Annotated in this window: 18 protein-coding genes and 1 other RNA gene; 17 read left to right on the top strand and 2 right to left on the bottom strand. The window is 34.2% G+C overall.

Annotation, left to right across the window (positions count from 1 at the left end):
• Positions 1 to 37 precede the first annotated feature (37 nt).
• Positions 38 to 2,284 carry a transglycosylase domain-containing protein gene (locus AC1RPW_RS02625; RefSeq protein WP_481761291.1) on the bottom strand — a complete coding sequence of 749 codons (2,247 nt, stop codon included), beginning with the start codon at positions 2,282 to 2,284 and terminating at the stop codon, positions 38 to 40.
• 35 nt (positions 2,285 to 2,319) lie between these two features.
• Positions 2,320 to 2,925 (bottom strand): Holliday junction resolvase RecU, encoded by a 606-nt coding sequence (recU, locus tag AC1RPW_RS02620; RefSeq protein WP_481761292.1) that lies wholly within the window; start codon positions 2,923 to 2,925, stop codon positions 2,320 to 2,322.
• Positions 2,926 to 3,036: 111 nt separating this feature from the next.
• Between recU and AC1RPW_RS02615 the strand changes: the two genes are divergently transcribed.
• From AC1RPW_RS02615 to purH, 17 genes are all read left to right on the top strand, one after another.
• The gene (locus AC1RPW_RS02615) at positions 3,037 to 3,603 is read left to right on the top strand and encodes an SLOG family protein (protein ID WP_481761293.1); all 567 of its coding nucleotides are present in this window, start codon (positions 3,037 to 3,039) and stop codon (positions 3,601 to 3,603) included.
• A gap of 66 nt (positions 3,604 to 3,669) precedes the next feature.
• Entirely contained in the window at positions 3,670 to 4,011 is a 342-nt protein-coding gene (gpsB, locus tag AC1RPW_RS02610) for a cell division regulator GpsB (protein WP_481761294.1), read from the top strand.
• A gap of 33 nt (positions 4,012 to 4,044) precedes the next feature.
• Positions 4,045 to 4,408, top strand: an RNA gene (gene rnpB / locus AC1RPW_RS02605) — RNase P RNA component class B.
• 91 nt (positions 4,409 to 4,499) lie between these two features.
• Entirely contained in the window at positions 4,500 to 5,636 is a 1,137-nt protein-coding gene (locus tag AC1RPW_RS02600; protein ID WP_409022567.1) for a THUMP domain-containing class I SAM-dependent RNA methyltransferase, read from the top strand.
• 141 nt (positions 5,637 to 5,777) lie between these two features.
• A complete protein-coding gene (locus AC1RPW_RS02595; protein ID WP_481761295.1) occupies positions 5,778 to 6,380 on the top strand; it encodes a nitroreductase family protein in 603 nt (200 codons plus the stop codon).
• A gap of 124 nt (positions 6,381 to 6,504) precedes the next feature.
• On the top strand, positions 6,505 to 6,897 hold the full coding sequence (locus AC1RPW_RS02590) for an EbsA family protein (RefSeq protein WP_481761296.1): 393 nt from the start codon (positions 6,505 to 6,507) through the stop codon (positions 6,895 to 6,897).
• 175 nt (positions 6,898 to 7,072) lie between these two features.
• Positions 7,073 to 7,558 (top strand): 5-(carboxyamino)imidazole ribonucleotide mutase, encoded by a 486-nt coding sequence (gene purE, locus AC1RPW_RS02585; RefSeq protein WP_481761297.1) that lies wholly within the window; start codon positions 7,073 to 7,075, stop codon positions 7,556 to 7,558.
• Positions 7,551 to 8,672 carry a 5-(carboxyamino)imidazole ribonucleotide synthase gene (gene purK, locus AC1RPW_RS02580; protein WP_481761298.1) on the top strand — a complete coding sequence of 374 codons (1,122 nt, stop codon included), beginning with the start codon at positions 7,551 to 7,553 and terminating at the stop codon, positions 8,670 to 8,672. Before purE ends, purK begins: the two co-directional genes overlap by 8 nt.
• 15 nt (positions 8,673 to 8,687) lie before the next feature.
• On the top strand, positions 8,688 to 9,983 hold the full coding sequence (gene purB, locus AC1RPW_RS02575; RefSeq protein WP_481761299.1) for an adenylosuccinate lyase: 1,296 nt from the start codon (positions 8,688 to 8,690) through the stop codon (positions 9,981 to 9,983).
• Positions 9,984 to 10,183: 200 nt separating this feature from the next.
• Complete coding sequence (gene purC / locus AC1RPW_RS02570; protein WP_481761407.1) at positions 10,184 to 10,903, top strand: phosphoribosylaminoimidazolesuccinocarboxamide synthase; 720 nt, start codon at positions 10,184 to 10,186, stop codon at positions 10,901 to 10,903.
• Positions 10,903 to 11,154: a phosphoribosylformylglycinamidine synthase subunit PurS gene (purS, locus tag AC1RPW_RS02565; protein WP_409022561.1), complete on the top strand. Its 252-nt coding sequence runs from the start codon at positions 10,903 to 10,905 to the stop codon at positions 11,152 to 11,154. Before purC ends, purS begins: the two co-directional genes overlap by 1 nt.
• A 2-nt stretch (positions 11,155 to 11,156) precedes the next feature.
• Complete coding sequence (gene purQ / locus AC1RPW_RS02560; protein WP_481761300.1) at positions 11,157 to 11,831, top strand: phosphoribosylformylglycinamidine synthase subunit PurQ; 675 nt, start codon at positions 11,157 to 11,159, stop codon at positions 11,829 to 11,831.
• A gap of 1 nt (position 11,832) precedes the next feature.
• Positions 11,833 to 14,055, top strand: a complete 2,223-nt coding sequence (gene purL, locus AC1RPW_RS02555) for a phosphoribosylformylglycinamidine synthase subunit PurL (protein ID WP_481761301.1) — start codon at positions 11,833 to 11,835, stop codon at positions 14,053 to 14,055.
• Positions 14,040 to 15,470, top strand: coding sequence for an amidophosphoribosyltransferase (gene purF / locus AC1RPW_RS02550; protein WP_481761302.1), 1,431 nt, complete (start codon positions 14,040 to 14,042; stop codon positions 15,468 to 15,470). Before purL ends, purF begins: the two co-directional genes overlap by 16 nt.
• A gap of 10 nt (positions 15,471 to 15,480) precedes the next feature.
• Positions 15,481 to 16,515 carry a phosphoribosylformylglycinamidine cyclo-ligase gene (gene purM / locus AC1RPW_RS02545; protein ID WP_481761303.1) on the top strand — a complete coding sequence of 345 codons (1,035 nt, stop codon included), beginning with the start codon at positions 15,481 to 15,483 and terminating at the stop codon, positions 16,513 to 16,515.
• A 1-nt stretch (position 16,516) separates the two neighbouring features.
• Positions 16,517 to 17,095 (top strand): phosphoribosylglycinamide formyltransferase, encoded by a 579-nt coding sequence (purN, locus tag AC1RPW_RS02540; RefSeq protein WP_481761304.1) that lies wholly within the window; start codon positions 16,517 to 16,519, stop codon positions 17,093 to 17,095.
• Positions 17,096 to 17,099: 4 nt separating this feature from the next.
• Entirely contained in the window at positions 17,100 to 18,638 is a 1,539-nt protein-coding gene (gene purH, locus AC1RPW_RS02535; protein WP_481761305.1) for a bifunctional phosphoribosylaminoimidazolecarboxamide formyltransferase/IMP cyclohydrolase, read from the top strand.
• The last annotated feature ends 3 nt before the right edge of the window (positions 18,639 to 18,641 follow it).

The raw sequence follows: 18,641 nt of genomic DNA, 5'->3' as shown, positions 1-18,641 counted from the left end.
TATTCAGAATTTTAACTGAATATCGCCAGGTTTTTATTTAACGAGTAGCAGACGAAACGGCTTTACTGCTGTCTGCTTTAGATGAAGCACTTGAACTAATAGCGGAGCTAGAACTACTAGATGAACTAGAACTTTCTGAAGAACTAGAACTACTTGAACTAGAAGAACTGCTTGAACTAGATTCTTCTGAAGAACTAGAACTATTTGATATCTTAGGAACTGAATATGAACTGCTATCTGCTGTTGTTGTTTCTGCAGTAGATGAATCTGTTAATGATAATTCGCCATTTTTCAGATAAACGTCAGAAGGTTTTGTCCAATCCGTATTTGAAACTGATTGGGAAACGTACTGCATTAAGTTTTTATAAATACCTACAGCTAGATGTTGAGAATTAACATCTAAGTAGTTATTTGCGACTAATGGTGAATCATAACCTGTCCAAACTGCAATTGAGTAATTTGAAGTATAGCCGGAAAATAATGAATCCATAACTGCGCTAGATGGAAATTTAGAAGCAACATTTGATGGATAATCAGTAGTACCGGTTTTACCCGCTTGGTAAAGACCCGGTATTTGAGCTGCCGTACCTGTACCATTAGAACTATTAATAACACCTTTTAGCATATCAGTAATCATATAAGCAGTTGATGTTTTCATTGCTCTAGTACCTGAGCTAGAATAATTTTCAACTGTACCATCTTTTCTTTCAATTTCTGAAATATAAGTCCCTTTGTGATAAGTTCCACCATTTGCAAATGCTGCATAGGCTTCTGCATTTTGAGTCGTTGACATGTTTGCACCGATACCAGATGAGTAAGTATCAACTTGATCCTTAGAGACACCAAGTTTTTTGACGAATCCTTGGGCTTTTGATAATCCAACCGCTTCAAGTGTCCGAATAGCAGGGATATTACGTGATTGAATCAAAGCATTTCGCATTGTCATTGTTCCAAGATAGCTATTATCAAAATCATTTAATTGTTTTGTAGTAGCATCAGGGTAGTAATATTTTGTATCGCTAACTTTTTGATTAGTTGGGTAGTCTAGATATTCAATAGCAGGACCGTAATCCATAATAGGTTTCATGGTTGAACCGTTGCTTCGACTAGTTGCGACAGCCCGATTATACCCGAAAGTAACATTTGTTTGTTTACGGCCACCAATCATAGCTGAAATAGCGCCAGTTTTTGAATCAACCATGGTAACAGCTAATTGCATTTTACTGTCAGGATAGACCACATAGTTATTTGTATTAGCTATATCATAAAGTCGTTTCTGAGCATCCAAATCTAAGTTTGTACGAATCTTAAGACTACTGTTATAAGGATCAAAACCTTTATCTTTAACAGACTGAATAACTTCTTTTAAATAGGAATCAGAAATTTTTGCATTATAAGTATCTTTTTCGGCAGAATGTGATGTTCTTAGGCCTGAAGTAATTGGTGTCGCTTTAGCTGTACTTGCTTCGCTTGCCGAAATTTTGTTATTTGCTAACATTGCATCAATAACTTCATTACGTCGTTCCTTTGCGTATTCTGGATGCGCGTAAGGATTATAAGAAGATGGGGCATTAGGAATACCAGCAATTAACGCGATTTGTTCTGTATTTAATTTATTCAATTTTTTACCGAAATAGTAATTTGCAGCAGTTTGCATCCCGTAAATACCATTTCCCATAAAGACTTTGTTAGCATAGAACGTTAAAATCTGAGATTTACTGTATTTACGCTCTACTTGTAATGCTAGCCATGCTTCTTGCGCTTTTCGTTTTATTGTTTGATCAGATGCTTTTGTCGAAAAGACAGATAATTTAATAAGTTGTTGTGTTAAAGTACTACCACCTTGAAGACCAGCTGATCCACCAGTGATATTTGACAAGGCTGCACCTACAATTCGCACAGGATCAACGCCATTATGTTTATAGAAACGTTTATCTTCGATTGAAACAATGGCATCTTTTAATAGTTGCGGCATGTCAGACGATTCAGCGTAGACTCTTGAAGTTCCTAAGGTAGTGATGATTTCATCATTCTTTGCATAAATGACACTTGCAGGGGTACTTTCAAGACTACTTGATGTTATTTTTGGTGAATCTTTGGCGTAATAGAAAAATAAACTGATACTAGCAATTACGCCAATAACGAATAGAGCAAGTAAGCTCAAAAAAATACGTTTAAAAAGTTTACCTTTACTATTTTTACCTTTGTTGCCTTTTTTGTTAGTGCTTATTTCTTGTTCGCGTCGCGCAACACGAGTAGTACCTTTATTATCAGCTGTTGCCATAAATAAAATTCTCCTTTAATTATATAAAGCCTTAATTATAGATGCTCTATCATTTTATCAACGTATTTTAAATAGGGAATGACCGGATTTAAAGTATATTGTATCTCGAATCCTTCAGTTTGGACTGTTTTCAATGGAATTGATTTACGACCATTAACACTCTGCTTATCCCAGTAAGTAAATAGCGTTTTTGATGGTAGTAAGTAGACCTTACCTAAGGTTGTGAACTTCATTATAACAAAACTAATTCCTCTTTGTAATACACATGATTTCATATGGTTAATTTGGTGCTCATGAAAATTACTTAACGGAAATGAAGTTTTATTTTTAGTTTCTTTAGCTTCAAAATCTAAATAGTGGCCATCGTATATGCCATTGTAGTCAGTTGTTGACGCAGTTTGAAAGTAAGCTTCTTTAATAACAGCTGCACTTCGTTTAGGATAATCAACTTTTACAATTTGAATAGGCGTTGGTTTTTTGTGAATGACAGCCATATTATGAGCAAGGTAAAATGCGTTGCTTACGTTGATATCATCCTCTAATGACATCCCCCGTTTACCAAACAACAGCATATTTGACTTTTTTTGCGTATTTAAAGGTGATTGTTCATAAAGTTTTCCATTAGGATAATTAATACTCACAGTTATTTCACGCTCCAATCTAAAATATTATAACAATAAGTGATATAATTTAATAGCTTTAAAGGATTTGGTAACATATTCTTAATATAAGAAAGGAATATTTAATCAATTATGAAGCGTTTATGGGTGACTGGTTATAGAACATACGAATTAGGTATTTTTAATGAAAATGATCTTAAAATAAAAATCATTAAAAGCGCAATTAAAAAAAATATTATTAATGAAATAGAAAATGGATTGAAGTGGGTTATAACTGGCCCTCAGCTTGGTGTTGAGCAATGGACGGCACAAATTTGCCTAGATATACAAAATGAATATCCTGATTTCAAGGTATCAGTTATGCTACCATTCAAAGAGTTTGGTAATAATTGGAAAGATGATAAAAAATTAGTTTTAAATCAAATATTAAATGATGTAGATTTTTCTGATTATGTTAGTAAGGATACCTATCAGTCGCCACAGCAATTAAAAAATTATCAAACTTTTATGATAGAACACACAGATGGCGCGTTATTACTTTATGATTCAGAAAATGAAGGCAAAACAAAATTTGATTTATTAAAAATAAAGCAAACTAAAGAAGTGAAAAACTATGCATTACGTATGATAGATTTTATGGAATTAGAAGATATTGCAAACGAAATGGAAGAGGAACAAAATAATCATTTGAATTATTAAATAATTCTGCTATAATAAACAGGTATTAACATTATTTATGAGAAATTAGTGATGAGGTGTACGAATATGACGGATGTTAATTTTGTACCTAAAGATATCTTACAAAAACATTTTGAAACAAAAATGCGTGGATATGATTCTAAAGAAGTTGACGAATTTCTTGACGATGTTATTAAAGATTATGAAACCTTTGATAAGAAAGTCAAAAAACTTCAAGAAGAAAATGATCGTTTAATTGCTCAAGTCGACGAACTTACAAAACAGGTTACTGTTGGTAAAAGTTCACAGACGACCCAAACAACATCTACAACTTCAAATATGGATATTCTTAAACGATTATCTAATTTGGAACGTCGTGTGTTTGGTGCACAGTTAGATGAGAATGAAAATTCTAGAAATCAATTTTAAATTAATTGAATGATGTAATATAGATTCAGTGTAAATTTCGGGTAATTGCGGTCTATTAAGTTAGGCTGAGGAAAGTCCATGCTTGCACAAGCTGAGATGCTTGTAGTGTTCGTGCTTGGTGAAAAAATAAGCCAAGGTACCTTCGGGTAACGGCGGATAAAATGACTAAGGCTTCGGCTATGTCAAAGTAATCTGTAAAGTGCCACAGAGACGATACAATATTGGAAACGGTATTGCTGGAACGCGGTAAACCCCACGAGTAGGCAACCCAAACTTTGGTAGGGGCGCTTCATGACGGAAATGAACAAATCATGGGGGCAGATAATATCTGGAGATAGATGATTACCACTGATTTCATCGCCTGAGATGGATGACGTACAAAACATGGCTTATAGAAATTTACATGATTTCAGGATGAACTAGGATGAAGAATTTTCTTTTATCCTAGTTTTTTTATTAAAAAAATTAAATTATAGTGAAGGTGCAAAATGGAAACTTTTAAATTATTGGCAACCGCAGCTAGCGGTATTGAGTCAATTGTTGGAAACGAACTTAAACATATGGGTTATGATGTTCAAGTAGAAAATAGTCGTGTCCGCTTCGAAGGAACAATGGAAGATGTTATTAATACAAACCTATGGTTGAGAACCGCAGATCGCGTTAAAATCATTGTTGGTGAGTTTACGGCTACGACTTTTGACGATTTATTTGAACAAACAAAAGCAATCTCTTGGGATAAGTTTTTACCATTAGATGCGGAATTCCCTGTTCAAGGAAAATCTCAAAAATCAACACTCTATAGTGTTCCAGATGCCCAAGCAATCGTGAAAAAAGCAATTGTTGATCAATTAAGTGATGTCTATCACCGTACAACACGCTTACCAGAGACGGGTTCAAAATATCCATTGGAAGTTGCTATTAATAAAGATAACGTCTTATTGACACTTGATACAACGGGTAGCAGTTTATTTAAACGTGGTTATCGTGTTGAAAAGGGTTATGCTCCTTTAAAAGAAAATATGGCAGCTGCGTTAGTTATGTTAACTAATTGGTATCCAGAAAAACCTTTTGTTGATCCAGTATGTGGTTCAGGAACAATCCCAATTGAAGCTGCATTAATGGGACATAATATTGCACCTGGTATCGGTCGTTATTTTGTATTCGAAGATTGGGATTTTGTTGAAAAAGGACTATTTGATCGTTTAAGAGAAAAAGCAAAAGGTGAAGCAAATCTTGATGTAGTATTAGATATAGCAGGTTATGATATTGATGCTGGCATGATTGAAATTGCTAAAAAGAATGCCGCTGAAGCTGGCGTCTTGGATAGTATTGAATTCAAGCAACTTGCTGCAAAAGATTTTACAACAGAAAAAGAAAATGGTGTTTTAGTCGCTAACCCACCATACGGTGAACGATTGAGCGATACTGAATCTGTACGTGTTTTATACAAACAGATGGGTGTTGTTTATAAACAAATGCCTACTTGGAGTAAATATATCTTAACAAGTGACTTAACTTTTGAAGAATATTATGGTTCAAGAGCATCTAAAAAACGTAAGCTATATAATGGCTCATTGAGAACGGATTATTTCCAATATTGGGGTAAACGTAAACCAAGAGCATAATAAATAATAAGTTTAAAAGCTATCTAATCAACGATTAGGTAGCTTTTTTTATTTAAGATAAAAAAAATAAGTGTTATCTCTTTACTTATTAATAGTAAGTGATATACTAAGTTTATTCAAATAGAGAAGGGGAAATTAATTATGAAAACTCAATTATTAGATCTTATGGAACAACGTCGTTCAATTTACGCTTTAGGGGATAAAGTAAGTCAAACACCTGATGAAATTACTGGTGTTATCGAGGATGCTATAAAGAAATCACCAACATCATTCAATAATCAAACAATTAGAGCAGCAATTTTATATGGTAAAAATTCAGACATGGTTTGGGATATCGTTGAAAAACGTCTTAAATCTGAGGTTCCTAATGCTGAAGCATATAAGAAAACTCAAGAAAAGATTGCAACATTCCGTGCTGGATTTGGAACAATATTATACTTTATAGATACTGATGTTGTTGCTCAAAATGAAAAAGATTTTGCTTTATACGCTGATAACTTCAGAGTTTGGGCAGAACAAGGTTTGGGCGGTGCTCAACAAAGTGTTTGGACAGTATTAGCTGAAAATGGTATTGGCGCAAGTTTACAACATTATAATCCACTTATTGATACTGAAATTAAAAATGCGTTTAATATCCCTGGAAACTGGGAATTACGTGCACAAATGCCATTTGGTTCAATTGAAGCAGCGGCAGGAGATAAAGATTTCATGTTAGATGATGACAGATTCTTAGTTATTAAATAATAGTTCAAAAAGATGAAACTTAAGGTTTCATCTTTTTTTATGGAAAAATATAGAATATCTGATCAATTATGTTAAGCTTTAAATATAGAAGAATAATTTTATTGTGTTAGAGGAGATCATAAGCATGAAAAAATATCAAAAAACATATTTTTATCAACCCGAGCTAGCTAAAACGGTTATTTTATGGTCATGGACGTTCTGCTTATTTTTAGGTAGTTTATTATTATGGTTAGAGATAACAACATTACAAATTTGGACAATTGTTTTATTTATACTTTTTCTTATTGTATCAATTGTTCAAATCTTGAATCGTAAATTAATAGTTGACGACAAAAATATTAAGTTAACTAAGGTTATTCGAAAACATAATGAAATAATTGAAATTTCCGCAATAAAACAAGTTAAATTAAGAAGATTTGGACTATCTTTTTATTTAGCCAATAGTAAAAAGTCAGTTGTTTTGAATTCTAGAAGCAAGTTACAATTATACACGGACCTTAAAAAGGGAAATAAATGATGCCAATAGGTGTCATTTATTTTTTTATAAAAAAGAAATATTAAAAAGAGAAATAGCTTGAATATCCATTAAAATACGAACTATTTTTATTAATTTTTTAATTTCGTCCTTTTTTTGCTTTGACACAACGCTGAGTTGTTGATAGAATAGGTTTATTAAATTTGGAGGTAATCGAATGGCAAAGATAGCAATTGTAATGGGATCGATTTCCGACTGGACCACAATGAAATTTACGGCTAATTTATTAGATGAACTTGATATTGAGTATGATAAAAAAGTTATTTCGGCACATCGAATGCCAATAGAAATGATTAAATTTGCAGAAAGTGCGGATAAAAATGGGTATGAAGTTATTATTGCTGGTGCGGGTGGTGCCGCACATTTACCAGGAATGATTGCAGCTTCAACCGTCATCCCTGTAGTAGGCGTTCCGGTGCAGTCCCATGCGCTAAATGGAATAGACTCTTTACTGTCAATTGTTCAGATGCCTGCGGGAACACCCGTAGCAACTATGGCAATTGGTAAAGCAGGTGCAACAAATGCCGGCATCTTTGCCGCAAAAATTTGTGCCTTAAGTGATTCAACTATAAAAGATAATTTAAAGTCATATCAATTATCACTCCATCAAAAATCTTTGGAAAGTAGTGATTTACTTGATTAAAAGGATATTACCAGGACAAACAATTGGTATTATTGGTGGTGGTCAGCTAGGACAAATGATGACAACGTCTGCAAAAGAAATGGGTTATCGTGTGATTATATTAGATCCGCAAAAAGATTGCCCAGCTGCTCAGGTTGCGGACAAACAAGTGATTGCAGATTATGACGATGAGATTGCTATTTTAAATCTTGCAAAAATGTGTGATGTACTAACGTTTGAGTTTGAAAATGTAGATGCTGATACGATTGATGCAGCAAAGCAATATTGCTATGTTCCACAAGGGTCGACTGCACTGCGTATTTCACAAGATAGAATTAGTGAGAAACAATTTTTGGAAGCTCATAATTATCCAATCGCACCATTTAAATTAATACAAAGTTTTGATGATTTAGAAAATGCCATTAAAATAACTGGGTACCCATCAATTTTAAAAACGATTCGTGGCGGATATGATGGTAAAGGACAAGTTATTTTAAAGACAAGTGCTGATTTGATTGAAGCGGGAAAATTGATTCAAAATAGAACATGCGTGTTAGAAGGCTTTGTTCAGTTTGATCGTGAAGTTTCCGTTATCATTGCTAGAAATGAATTAGGCCAACAAAGTATTTTTCCGATTATCGAAAATCAACATCGTCATAATATTTTACATGAGAGTTCTTGTCCGAGTCGTTTATCGATTGAGACAAGAAAAGAAGTTGAAATTATTGCAAGTCAAATTGCTGATGATTGTTTGTCTGTTGGAACAATGGGGATTGAATTTTTTGTTTCAGATTCAGGTGGCGTTTATGTTAATGAAATTGCACCTAGACCACATAATTCCGGACATTTAACAATTGAGGCCTGTTCCTTATCACAATTTGAAGCGCATATTAGAGGAATTTGTAATTTACCAATGTTAAAACCACAGTTGTTAAGTCATGCTATTATGATTAATATTTTGGGACAACATGTCCAGTCAGTATTAAATGAAATTCAAAATGAAGGTCAATGGCGGTTTCATTTTTATGGTAAAAATGAAGCAAAACAAGATCGTAAGATGGGTCATGTAACGATATTAACCGATAATATTGAGCAAGCTAAAATTGATGTATATCAAACGAAAATTTGGGATTAAGAGAGGAAGATAAAAATGATTGATCGTTATACAAATGCTGAGATGGGTGCCATATGGTCAGATGAAAATAAATATAAAGCTTGGTTAGAAGTTGAAACATTAGCTAGTGAGGCTTGGGTTGAACTAGGCCATGTTCCAGCAGAAGACGCTGAAAAAATTCGTAAAAATGCTAGTTTTGATATTGATCGTATTTTAGAAATTGAACAAGAAACAAAGCATGATGTCGTTGCCTTTACAAGAGCTGTCTCAGAATCTCTAGGGGAAGAACGTAAGTGGGTTCATTATGGATTAACTTCTACAGATGTAGTTGATACAGCGTATGGATCTATTTTAAAACAGGCTAATGAAATTTTGCGTAAGGATATTGAAGAATTTATGGCTGTTTTAGCTGATAAAGCAGTTGAATATAAAGATACTGTTATGATGGGTAGAACACACGGTGTACATGCTGAACCAACAACATTTGGATTGAAAATTGCATTGTGGTATTCTGAAATGAAACGTCATCAAATTCGTTTTAATGATGCAGCATTAGATGTTGAAGCTGGAAAAATTAGTGGTGCTGTAGGAACATTTGCCAATATCCCAATGTTTGTGGAAACTTATGTTTGTGAGCATCTTGGAATTAGACCTCAAGAAATATCGACACAAGTCTTACCACGAGATTTACATGCTAATTATGTTTCTGAGATGGCTCTTCTTGCAACATCGATTGAAAAAATGGCAACAGAAATTCGTGGATTACAAAAAAGTGAGACACGAGAAGTTGAAGAATATTTCGCTAAAGGCCAAAAAGGTTCATCAGCTATGCCACATAAACGTAATCCAATTGGTTCAGAAAATATTACAGGGTTAGCGCGTGTCATTCGAGGACATATGGTCACTGCCTTCGAAGATGTTACATTATGGCATGAACGAGATATTTCACATAGCTCTGCAGAACGTATTATATTACCCGATACAACTATTTTATTAGATTACATGCTACGTCGCTTTACAAAAATAGTTAAAGAATTAACAGTATTTCCGGAAAATATGAAAAAAAATATGGACCGTACTTTTGGTCTTATTTACAGCCAAAGAGTTTTACTTAAATTAATTGATAGTGGCATGTCTAGAGAGGCTGCATATGATTTAATTCAACCTAAGACGGCAATCTCTTGGGATCAACAAATACAGTTCCGTCCCTTATTAGAAGCAGATGAACAAATAATGTCTGCATTAACTCAAGCAGACTTAGATGATGCTTTTGATTATCATTATCATATTAGAAATGTTGATGCTATTTTCGAACGAATTGGTCTCATTTAAAGAAATATGTAAACCATAAAGTTATTTTAATAGCTTTATGGTTTTTTGTTTGCCATAATACGAACTTTAAATTAAAAAAATATAAAAATAATCGTATTTTACCTTGATAAATTATATAGTAATTGTTAAACTATATTTGTAAAGAACGAACTATTTAGTTAAAAAGTATATTTTTATATGTTTTTATTCTTAAGGGGGCTATTCGCTTGGATCAATTGATTTACGAAGGAAAAGCTAAAGATGTTTATCAAACTAATGATGAAGAAGTATTAAGAATGGTATACAAAAACCAAGCTACCGCACTTAATGGTAAACGGAAAGAAGAAATATTAGGTAAGGGATTATTAAGCCATCAAATATCTGATATTATTTTTTCTTATTTAATGGCAAACGGTATTAAAACACATTTCATTGAAGATGTTTCTAAAACCGAACAATTAGTTAAAAAAGTTGAAATAATTCCAATTGAAGTTGTTTTACGAAATACTATTGCAGGTAGTTTTGCTCGTAAATTTGATCAAGTTGAAGGAACTAAATTAACAGTTCCTGTTATTGAATACTATTATAAGAATGATGCTCTAGACGATCCTGGAATAAATGAGTCACAAATTTTTGCGTTAAATTTTGCGACTAAAATAGAAATGGACGAAATAAAGAAACAAGTCCTTCATATTAATCAGCTACTGTATAAATTATTTAAAGACATCAATATTGATTTAATTGATTTTAAACTTGAATTCGGTCGGTATCATGGGGAACTTATTTTGGCAGATGAATTTTCACCTGATAATGCACGTTTATGGGATTCGAAGACACATAAATCATTAGATAAGGATATTTTCAGAAAAAACCAAGGTAGCATTATTCCAGTATATCAAGATGTTTTAAACCGACTAAAAAATCGAAATGAGGTCAAATAATGTATAGTGTAAAAGTTTACGTTACATATAAAGAATCAGTTTTAGATCCGCAAGGTCAAGCTGTTAATGAAGCGATTAACCGATTAGGATTCTCAGGTGTTAGTGACGTTCGAGTTGGTAAATATTTTGTGTTAAAGGTTGAAGCAACTGAATTAGAGATAGACCAAAAAATTGATGCGATTTGTGATAAATTATTAGCTAATCCAAATATGGAGCAATATCGTTACGAACTTGAAAAAGTGGAGGCTTAATCATGAAATTTGCAGTTGTTGTATTTCCTGGTTCAAATTGTGATTATGATTTACTTCACGCTATTCGGGATGGTTTACATGAACAAGCTGAGTTTGTGTCGTATACAGAGGAATCTCTTGATGGTTTTGATGGTGTATTACTTCCAGGTGGATTTTCATACGGCGATTACTTAAGAAGTGGGGCAATTGCCAGTTTATCACCCATTATGAATGAAGTGAGACGTTTTGCGGATGAAGGTAAACTAGTGTTTGGAACCTGTAATGGATTTCAAATGTTAACGGAAATGCAACTACTTCCAGGTGCATTAATTCAAAATAAAAATATTAAATTTATTTGTAAGCCAGTTACTTTGGAAATTGTTAATAATCAAACGCGTTTTACAACTGATTATAAAACGCAAACGACAATTGAATTACCAATTGCTCATGGCGAGGGTAATTATTATTGTGATGATGAAACATTAGCTTCTCTTAAGAAAAATAATCAAATTATTTTTAGATATCAAGATAACCCAAATGGAAGTATTGATAATATTGCTGGAATTATTAATGAGCGTGGAAATGTACTTGGTATGATGCCGCATCCAGAACGTGCTATTGAAGCATTGCTCGGTTCAACGGACGGCCTAAATTTATTTAAATCGATGTTAACGACATACACAGAGGGAGTGGGTTAATTTGGTTACAAAACAAGAACCGACGGCACAAATAATTGAAGATACCAAATTATATCAAAATTGGGGATTAACTGATTCAGAATATAAGTTAATTAAAGATGATATTTTAAGTCGTCAACCTAACTATACTGAAACTGGTTTATTTTCAGTAATGTGGAGTGAGCATTGTTCTTACAAAAATTCCCGCCCCGTTTTAAAACATTTTCCAAATTCTGGGCCGCAAGTTTTACAAGGACCTGGAGAAGGTGCTGGTGTTATTGATATTGGTGATGGTAAAGCAGTTGTATTTAAAGCTGAAAGCCATAATCATCCCTCAGCTGTTGAACCCTATGAAGGTGCCGCAACAGGTGTCGGCGGTATTATCAGAGATATTTTTTCAATGGGGGCAACACCTATTGCACTTCTTGACAGTTTACGTTTCGGTGAACTAGATAATGAGCACACTAAGTATCTTGTTTCAGAAATTGTAGCTGGTATCGGAGGATACGGTAACTGTATTGGTATTCCAACTGTTGGTGGAGAAATAGGATTTGATCCTTGTTATGAGGGTAACCCACTAGTAAATGCAATGTGTGTTGGACTGATTGATCATAAAAATATTCAAAAAGGCCAGGCAAAAGGTGATGGAAATCTAGTTATTTATGTTGGTGCTAAAACGGGTCGTGATGGTATTCATGGGGCAACGTTTGCTTCTGATGAATTTGCTGATGATAAAGAAACACAGCGTTCAGCTGTTCAAGTTGGTGATCCATTCATGGAAAAATTATTAATGGATGCTTGTCTCGAACTTATTCTAGATCATCCAGACTGGTTAGTTGGTATTCAAGATATGGGAGCTGCTGGATTAGTTTCGTCAACTGCTGAAATGGCCTCGAAAGCTAAATCAGGGATGGTACTTGATTTAGATAACGTTCCACAACGTGAAACTAATATGTCTGCTTACGAAATGATGTTATCTGAATCTCAAGAACGGATGGTTCTTTGTATTAAACCTGAATTTGAAACTAAAGTTATCAATTTATTTAAAAAATATGATTTAGAAGCCGTTAATATCGGGTATGTAACAGAAAATACGGATTATGTTTTAATACATGAGGGAAAAATTGTTGCTAATATTCCCGTTGATTCTTTAGCAAGTGATGCACCAGTCTATCATAAGGAACAAAAAGAACCTGCAAGAATCAGCAAATTTAAAGCGCAGTCTGATTTTATACCTGAAATAGAAAATACGAAGCAAACTTGGTTAGATTTGTTACAACAACCAACAATCGCATCCAAAAAATCATTGTACGAAACGTACGATTCTCAAGTTAAAGTCAATACAGTGGTTAGACCTGGTAGTGATGCAGGTGTTATTCGAATTAGAGAAACTAATAAGGCACTCGCAATGACAACAGATTGTAATGCGCGTTATATTTACTTGAATCCTAAGGTTGGTGGTCAAATTGCTGTTTCTGAAGCAGCGCGTAACATAGTTGCATCTGGTGGACAACCACTCGCTATTACAGATTGCTTAAATTATGGACGTCCTGAAAATCCAGAAATTTTTTGGGAATTTGATCAAAGTGCTATCGGTATTTCTGAAGCATGTGACTTATTTAATACACCTGTTATTTCTGGTAATGTCTCTTTATATAATGAATTTAATGAACAAGCCATTTATCCAACGCCAATGATTGGAATGGTTGGTTTAATTAAAGATGTTAAAAATATAACAACGCAAGATTTTAAACATGCTAATGATTTAATTTATTTAGTGGGTACAACTTATAATGATTTTAATGGTTCAGAAATTCAGAAAATGACTACTAACGAGATTTCCGGAGATATTAAACATTTTGATTTAAAGACTGAACAAAGTAACCAAGCGTTTGTTTTAGAAGCTATCGAATCTGGTTTAGTCGAAAGTGCACATGATTTATCTGAAGGTGGTCTAGCCGTTGCTTTAAGTGAATCCGTATTTAAAAACGATTTAGGTATTGATATTAATGTAAATATGACAGATGCACAACTTTTCTCAGAATCACAATCGCGATTCATTTTATCGATTAAATCAGAAAATAAGACAGATTTTGAAAATTTAATGAATCAAACTGCTGAAAAAATTGGCTGTGTTACAGCAGACCAATTAATTAACGTGACGACAAAAGGGAGTAAGATAACTCTTACAACTTCTGAAGCCAAACAAGTTTGGGAGGATGCAATTCCGTGCCTAATGAAATAAGAAGTTTAAATGAAGAATGTGGTGTTTTTGGTGTTTGGGGAAATGAAGATGCAAATCAGATTACCTATTTTGGTCTGCATAGTTTACAACATCGCGGCCAAGAAGGTGCAGGAATTGTATCAAATGATGAAGGTAAACTAATTGGTTATAGAGGATTAGGATTACTATCAGATGTTTTTAGAAATCCTGAAAAAATAAAAAAATTAACCGGTAATGCAGCTATTGGACATGTACGTTATGCAACGGCCGGTAGTAACGGAATTGATAACATTCAGCCATTTTTATTTGATTTTTACGATACACAGTTTGCCTTAGCCCATAATGGTAATTTAACTAATGCGGTAACGCTTAGAAATGAGTTAGAGCAAGATGGGGCTATTTTCAAATCAAGTTCGGATTCAGAGGTTTTGATGCACTTAATTCGTCGTTCATCACAAGACACTTTGCATGAACAGGTTAAAGACGCATTAAATCAAGTACATGGTGGGTTTGCTTACTTATTAATGACGTCAAACTACATGATTGCGGCACTTGATCCAAATGGATTTAGACCACTATCTATTGGTCAAATGGTAAATGGTGCTTACGTCGTTGCAAGTGAAACCTGTGCTTTAGATTCTGTTGGGGCAGAATTCGTTCGCGATGTGAACCCTGGTGAAATCGTCACTATTACTGACGAAGGGCTATCAATTGACGTTTATACAACTGAAACTAAAATGTCAATTTGTTCAATGGAATATATTTATTTTGCAAGACCGGATTCGGATATTTGTGGGATTAATGTCCATTCTGCTCGTAAAAGAATGGGTCGCAAACTAGCACGAGAAACGGGTATTGATGCAGATATGGTTATTGGTGTACCAAATTCCTCATTGTCTGCAGCTAGTGGTTATGCAGAAGAAAGTGGCATTCCTTATGAAATGGGATTAGTTAAAAATCAATATATTGGCCGGACCTTTATTCAACCCACCCAAAGACTTAGAGAACAAGGGGTGCGAATGAAATTATCAGCTGTTAAAAGCGTGGTTAAGGGTAAAAAGATTATTTTAGTCGATGATTCAATTGTTCGGGGGACAACGAGTAAACACATTGTTAGATTGTTAAAAGAAGCTGGAGCTGCTGAAGTTCATTTGCGAATTGCGTCACCACCTCTTAAATACCCTTGTTTTTATGGGATTGATATTCAAAAGCAATCTGAATTAATTGCCGCAAATAAATCAATTGAAGAAATGAAGGCTATTATTGGGGCAGACTCATTAGCATTTCTAAGTGAAGCTGGATTAATTGCTTCAATTGGTTTGAATTTAGATGCCCCATATTCAGGACTATGTATGGCTTACTTTAATGGTGATTATCCAACGCCATTATATGATTACGAGGATGAGTATTTAGCAAACTTAACGACAGAAAAGTGAGGACTTCAAAATGGTAAATGCTTATCAAAAATCGGGTGTTGATGTGAATGCAGGGTATGACGTCGTTAATCGAATTAATAAACAAATGTCACTGGTAAATGAAACAAGTTCAGTTGGTGGATTTGGAGGACTCTTTGATCTCAGTCGATTAGGTATTATAGAGCCACTTATGGTTTCAGGTACTGATGGCGTTGGCACCAAATTGATGGTTGCCTTTGAAACAAATCGACATGACACAATTGGGATTGATTGTGTGGCTATGTGTGTTAATGACATTGTTGCTCAGGGTGCAACGCCTCTATACTTTTTGGACTACTTAGCGACTGGCAAAACTGAACCTCAAAAAATTGAAAGTATTATTTCTGGGGTAATTAAAGGATGTCAAACAGCACATATGAATCTTATTGGTGGTGAAACAGCTGAAATGCCAGGGATGTATCAAAAAACACATTATGATATGGCCGGATTTGCGGTTGGTGTTGTTGAAAAAAGTCAATTAATAGATGGTCATTCAATTCAAGAAAATGACATTTTAATTGGAATTTCGTCAACCGGTATTCATTCAAATGGATTCTCACTTGTTAGAAAGATATTTCTTGAAGACATGGCTTTTAATTTAGATGAAGCTTTACCAGAAATACCTAATGAATCACTTGCTGAAATATTAATGACACCAACAAAAATTTATGTAGATGATCTGATTCCTTTATTTCAAGATAATTTGATTAAAGGCGCAGCACATATTACAGGTGGTGGCTTTATTGAAAATATACCAAGAATGTTACCAGAAGGGCTAAAAGCAACAATTAATCTAGGATTATGGCCAGTACTACCAATTTTTGATGCCATCTCTAGATACGGTGAGATACCCCATTCAGAGATGTATGAAATTTTTAATATGGGTATTGGAATGGTTTTGGCTGTTGATAAAGCTAACGTTGAACAGGTGCTGACACAATTAAATAAAGAAACTGTACACGCTTATGAAATAGGCAGTATAGAAATTAAAAATACTGATCAAACGGTCGAATTGGTAGGTAAATAAAATGGTCAAAGTAGCAATTTTTGCATCAGGGACCGGTTCTAATTTTGAATTTATTGCAGATAATCAGGCATTAAAAGATGCAGGATTAGAAATTGAAGTTTTAGTTTGTGATCGACCAAAAGCGGCTGTCATTAAAAAGGCAGCACGTAGAGGAATTCCAACCTTTATTATTCAACCTAAAGACTTTGAAAATCGTAGTCATTATGAACAAGTGATTGTTAATGAATTAGCTAAGTATCAAATCGACACCATTTTATTGGCGGGTTATATGCGTGTGATTACAAGTACATTATTGAGTAAGTATCCGATGGAAATTATTAATATTCATCCCGCAATGTTACCCCTTTTTCCAGGTATTCATGGAATTGAGGATGCGTATAAGGCAGGTGTTAGTGTAACTGGTGTGACGATACACTACATTGACGAAGGTGTTGATACGGGGCCAATTATAGCGCAACAAAGTATTCCTATTTTACCAAATGAAACACTTGAACAATTGGAAAGTAAGATTCATGATGTTGAACACCAACTATATCCAAAGGTGATTCTAAATTTATTAAACAATAAAAAGGGAGATTAATAAGATGAAAAGAGCTTTGATAAGTGTATCTGATAAAACTGGTGTTGCAGACTTCGCTCAGGGATTAATCAAACGTGGATTTGAAATTATTTCAACTGGTGGTACGTTTAATATTTTAAAGGATGCCGATATCGCTGTAATTAGAATTGAAGATGTGACTCACTTTCCAGAAATGCTTGATGGACGAGTTAAAACATTACACCCAATGATTCATGGTGGGTTATTAGCAAGGCGTGACAATCCAGCTCATATGGCTAAATTAGAAGAAGAACATATTGCCTTAATCGATTTAGTTTGTGTAAACTTATATCCCTTTAAAGAAACGATTGAAAAACCTGGTATTACTGAGTCAGAAGCTATTGAGCAAATCGATATTGGTGGGCCTTCAATGTTGCGTTCTGCTGCCAAAAATTTTGAATCTGTTTATGTTGTTGTCGATAAAGCTGATTATCCGTCTGTTTTAGATAAACTCGATGATGATAAAATGGATAATCAGTTTCGTCGACAATTAGCAGCTAAAGCGTTTAGACACACGGCTGCATATGATACTTTAATATCATCTTATTTAACAAAAGAATTAGAAATTGAATTTCCTGAAAAATTGTCATTAACATATGATTTCAAACAAGGAATGCGTTATGGTGAAAATGCACATCAAAAAGCGGCTTTCTATCAATCAGCTTTACCAAATGCTTTTTCGATTGCTGCCGCTAAACAATTACATGGTAAAGAGTTATCGTATAACAATATTAAAGATGCCGACGCTGCTTTAAAAGTTGTCTCAGAATTTAAGCAACCTGCTGTCGTTGCGATGAAACATATGAATCCTTGTGGGGTTGGTACTGGAGAAACGATTAATGCTGCATGGAAAAAAGCATTTGATGCTGATAAAACGTCAATTTTCGGAGGCATTATTGCCTTAAATCGTGAAGTTGATTTAGAAACAGCAACTGAATTACATCATTTATTCCTTGAAATTATTATCGCACCAAACTTCACAGATGCTGCATATGATATTTTAGCTAAGAAGAAAAATCTTCGTGTTATGACAATTGATTTCAGTCAAAAGGACCAAGCTGATAAATATGAATATGTCTCAGTGATGGGTGGCTTACTTGTTCAAGAACGTGATCAAGTCATTGACCAAATGGAAGAATTAAAAACGGTAACTGAAAAATTACCAACAAGTGATGAAAAAGAAGCAATATTATTCGCTCAAAGAATTGTGAAGCATGTTAAGAGTAATGCGATTGTAATTGCAACTAAGGATCAAACACTTGGAATTGGTGCGGGTCAAATGAACCGTGTCGGATCGGTTAAAATTGCGTTAGAGCAAGCACTAGAACATGGGATGGTAGAACCATTTGTCTTAGCTTCAGATGCTTACTTCCCAATGGATGATAGTGTTGAATATGCTGCTGATCATGGTATTACGGCAATTATTCAACCGGGAGGGTCAATTAAAGACCAAGAGTCAATTGATATGGCTAATCGCAAAAATATTGCTATGGTATTTAGTGGCCGTCGTCATTTCAAACATTAAATT

This window comes from Dellaglioa sp. CoH-55-MRSF-8, assembly GCF_056782195.1.
The sequence above is the reverse complement of the archived record's forward strand: the minus strand, read 5'-3'. Positions and strand labels throughout refer to the sequence as shown.

What these genes read in the sequence shown, in the direction of transcription:
- purQ (WP_481761300.1), top strand. Translation starts at nt 11,157, where the DNA reads ATGAAATTTGCAGTTGTTGTATTTCCTGGTTCAAATTGTGATTATGAT.
- AC1RPW_RS02590 (WP_481761296.1), top strand. Translation starts at nt 6,505, where the DNA reads ATGAAAAAATATCAAAAAACATATTTTTATCAACCCGAGCTAGCTAAA.
- purN (WP_481761304.1), top strand. Translation starts at nt 16,517, where the DNA reads ATGGTCAAAGTAGCAATTTTTGCATCAGGGACCGGTTCTAATTTTGAA.
- AC1RPW_RS02615 (WP_481761293.1), top strand. Translation starts at nt 3,037, where the DNA reads ATGAAGCGTTTATGGGTGACTGGTTATAGAACATACGAATTAGGTATT.
- purS (WP_409022561.1), top strand. Translation starts at nt 10,903, where the DNA reads ATGTATAGTGTAAAAGTTTACGTTACATATAAAGAATCAGTTTTAGAT.
- purE (WP_481761297.1), top strand. Translation starts at nt 7,073, where the DNA reads ATGGCAAAGATAGCAATTGTAATGGGATCGATTTCCGACTGGACCACA.
- gpsB (WP_481761294.1), top strand. Translation starts at nt 3,670, where the DNA reads ATGACGGATGTTAATTTTGTACCTAAAGATATCTTACAAAAACATTTT.
- purM (WP_481761303.1), top strand. Translation starts at nt 15,481, where the DNA reads ATGGTAAATGCTTATCAAAAATCGGGTGTTGATGTGAATGCAGGGTAT.
- AC1RPW_RS02625 (WP_481761291.1), bottom strand. Translation starts at nt 2,284, where the DNA reads ATGGCAACAGCTGATAATAAAGGTACTACTCGTGTTGCGCGACGCGAA.
- purH (WP_481761305.1), top strand. Translation starts at nt 17,100, where the DNA reads ATGAAAAGAGCTTTGATAAGTGTATCTGATAAAACTGGTGTTGCAGAC.
- AC1RPW_RS02600 (WP_409022567.1), top strand. Translation starts at nt 4,500, where the DNA reads ATGGAAACTTTTAAATTATTGGCAACCGCAGCTAGCGGTATTGAGTCA.
- purB (WP_481761299.1), top strand. Translation starts at nt 8,688, where the DNA reads ATGATTGATCGTTATACAAATGCTGAGATGGGTGCCATATGGTCAGAT.
- AC1RPW_RS02595 (WP_481761295.1), top strand. Translation starts at nt 5,778, where the DNA reads ATGAAAACTCAATTATTAGATCTTATGGAACAACGTCGTTCAATTTAC.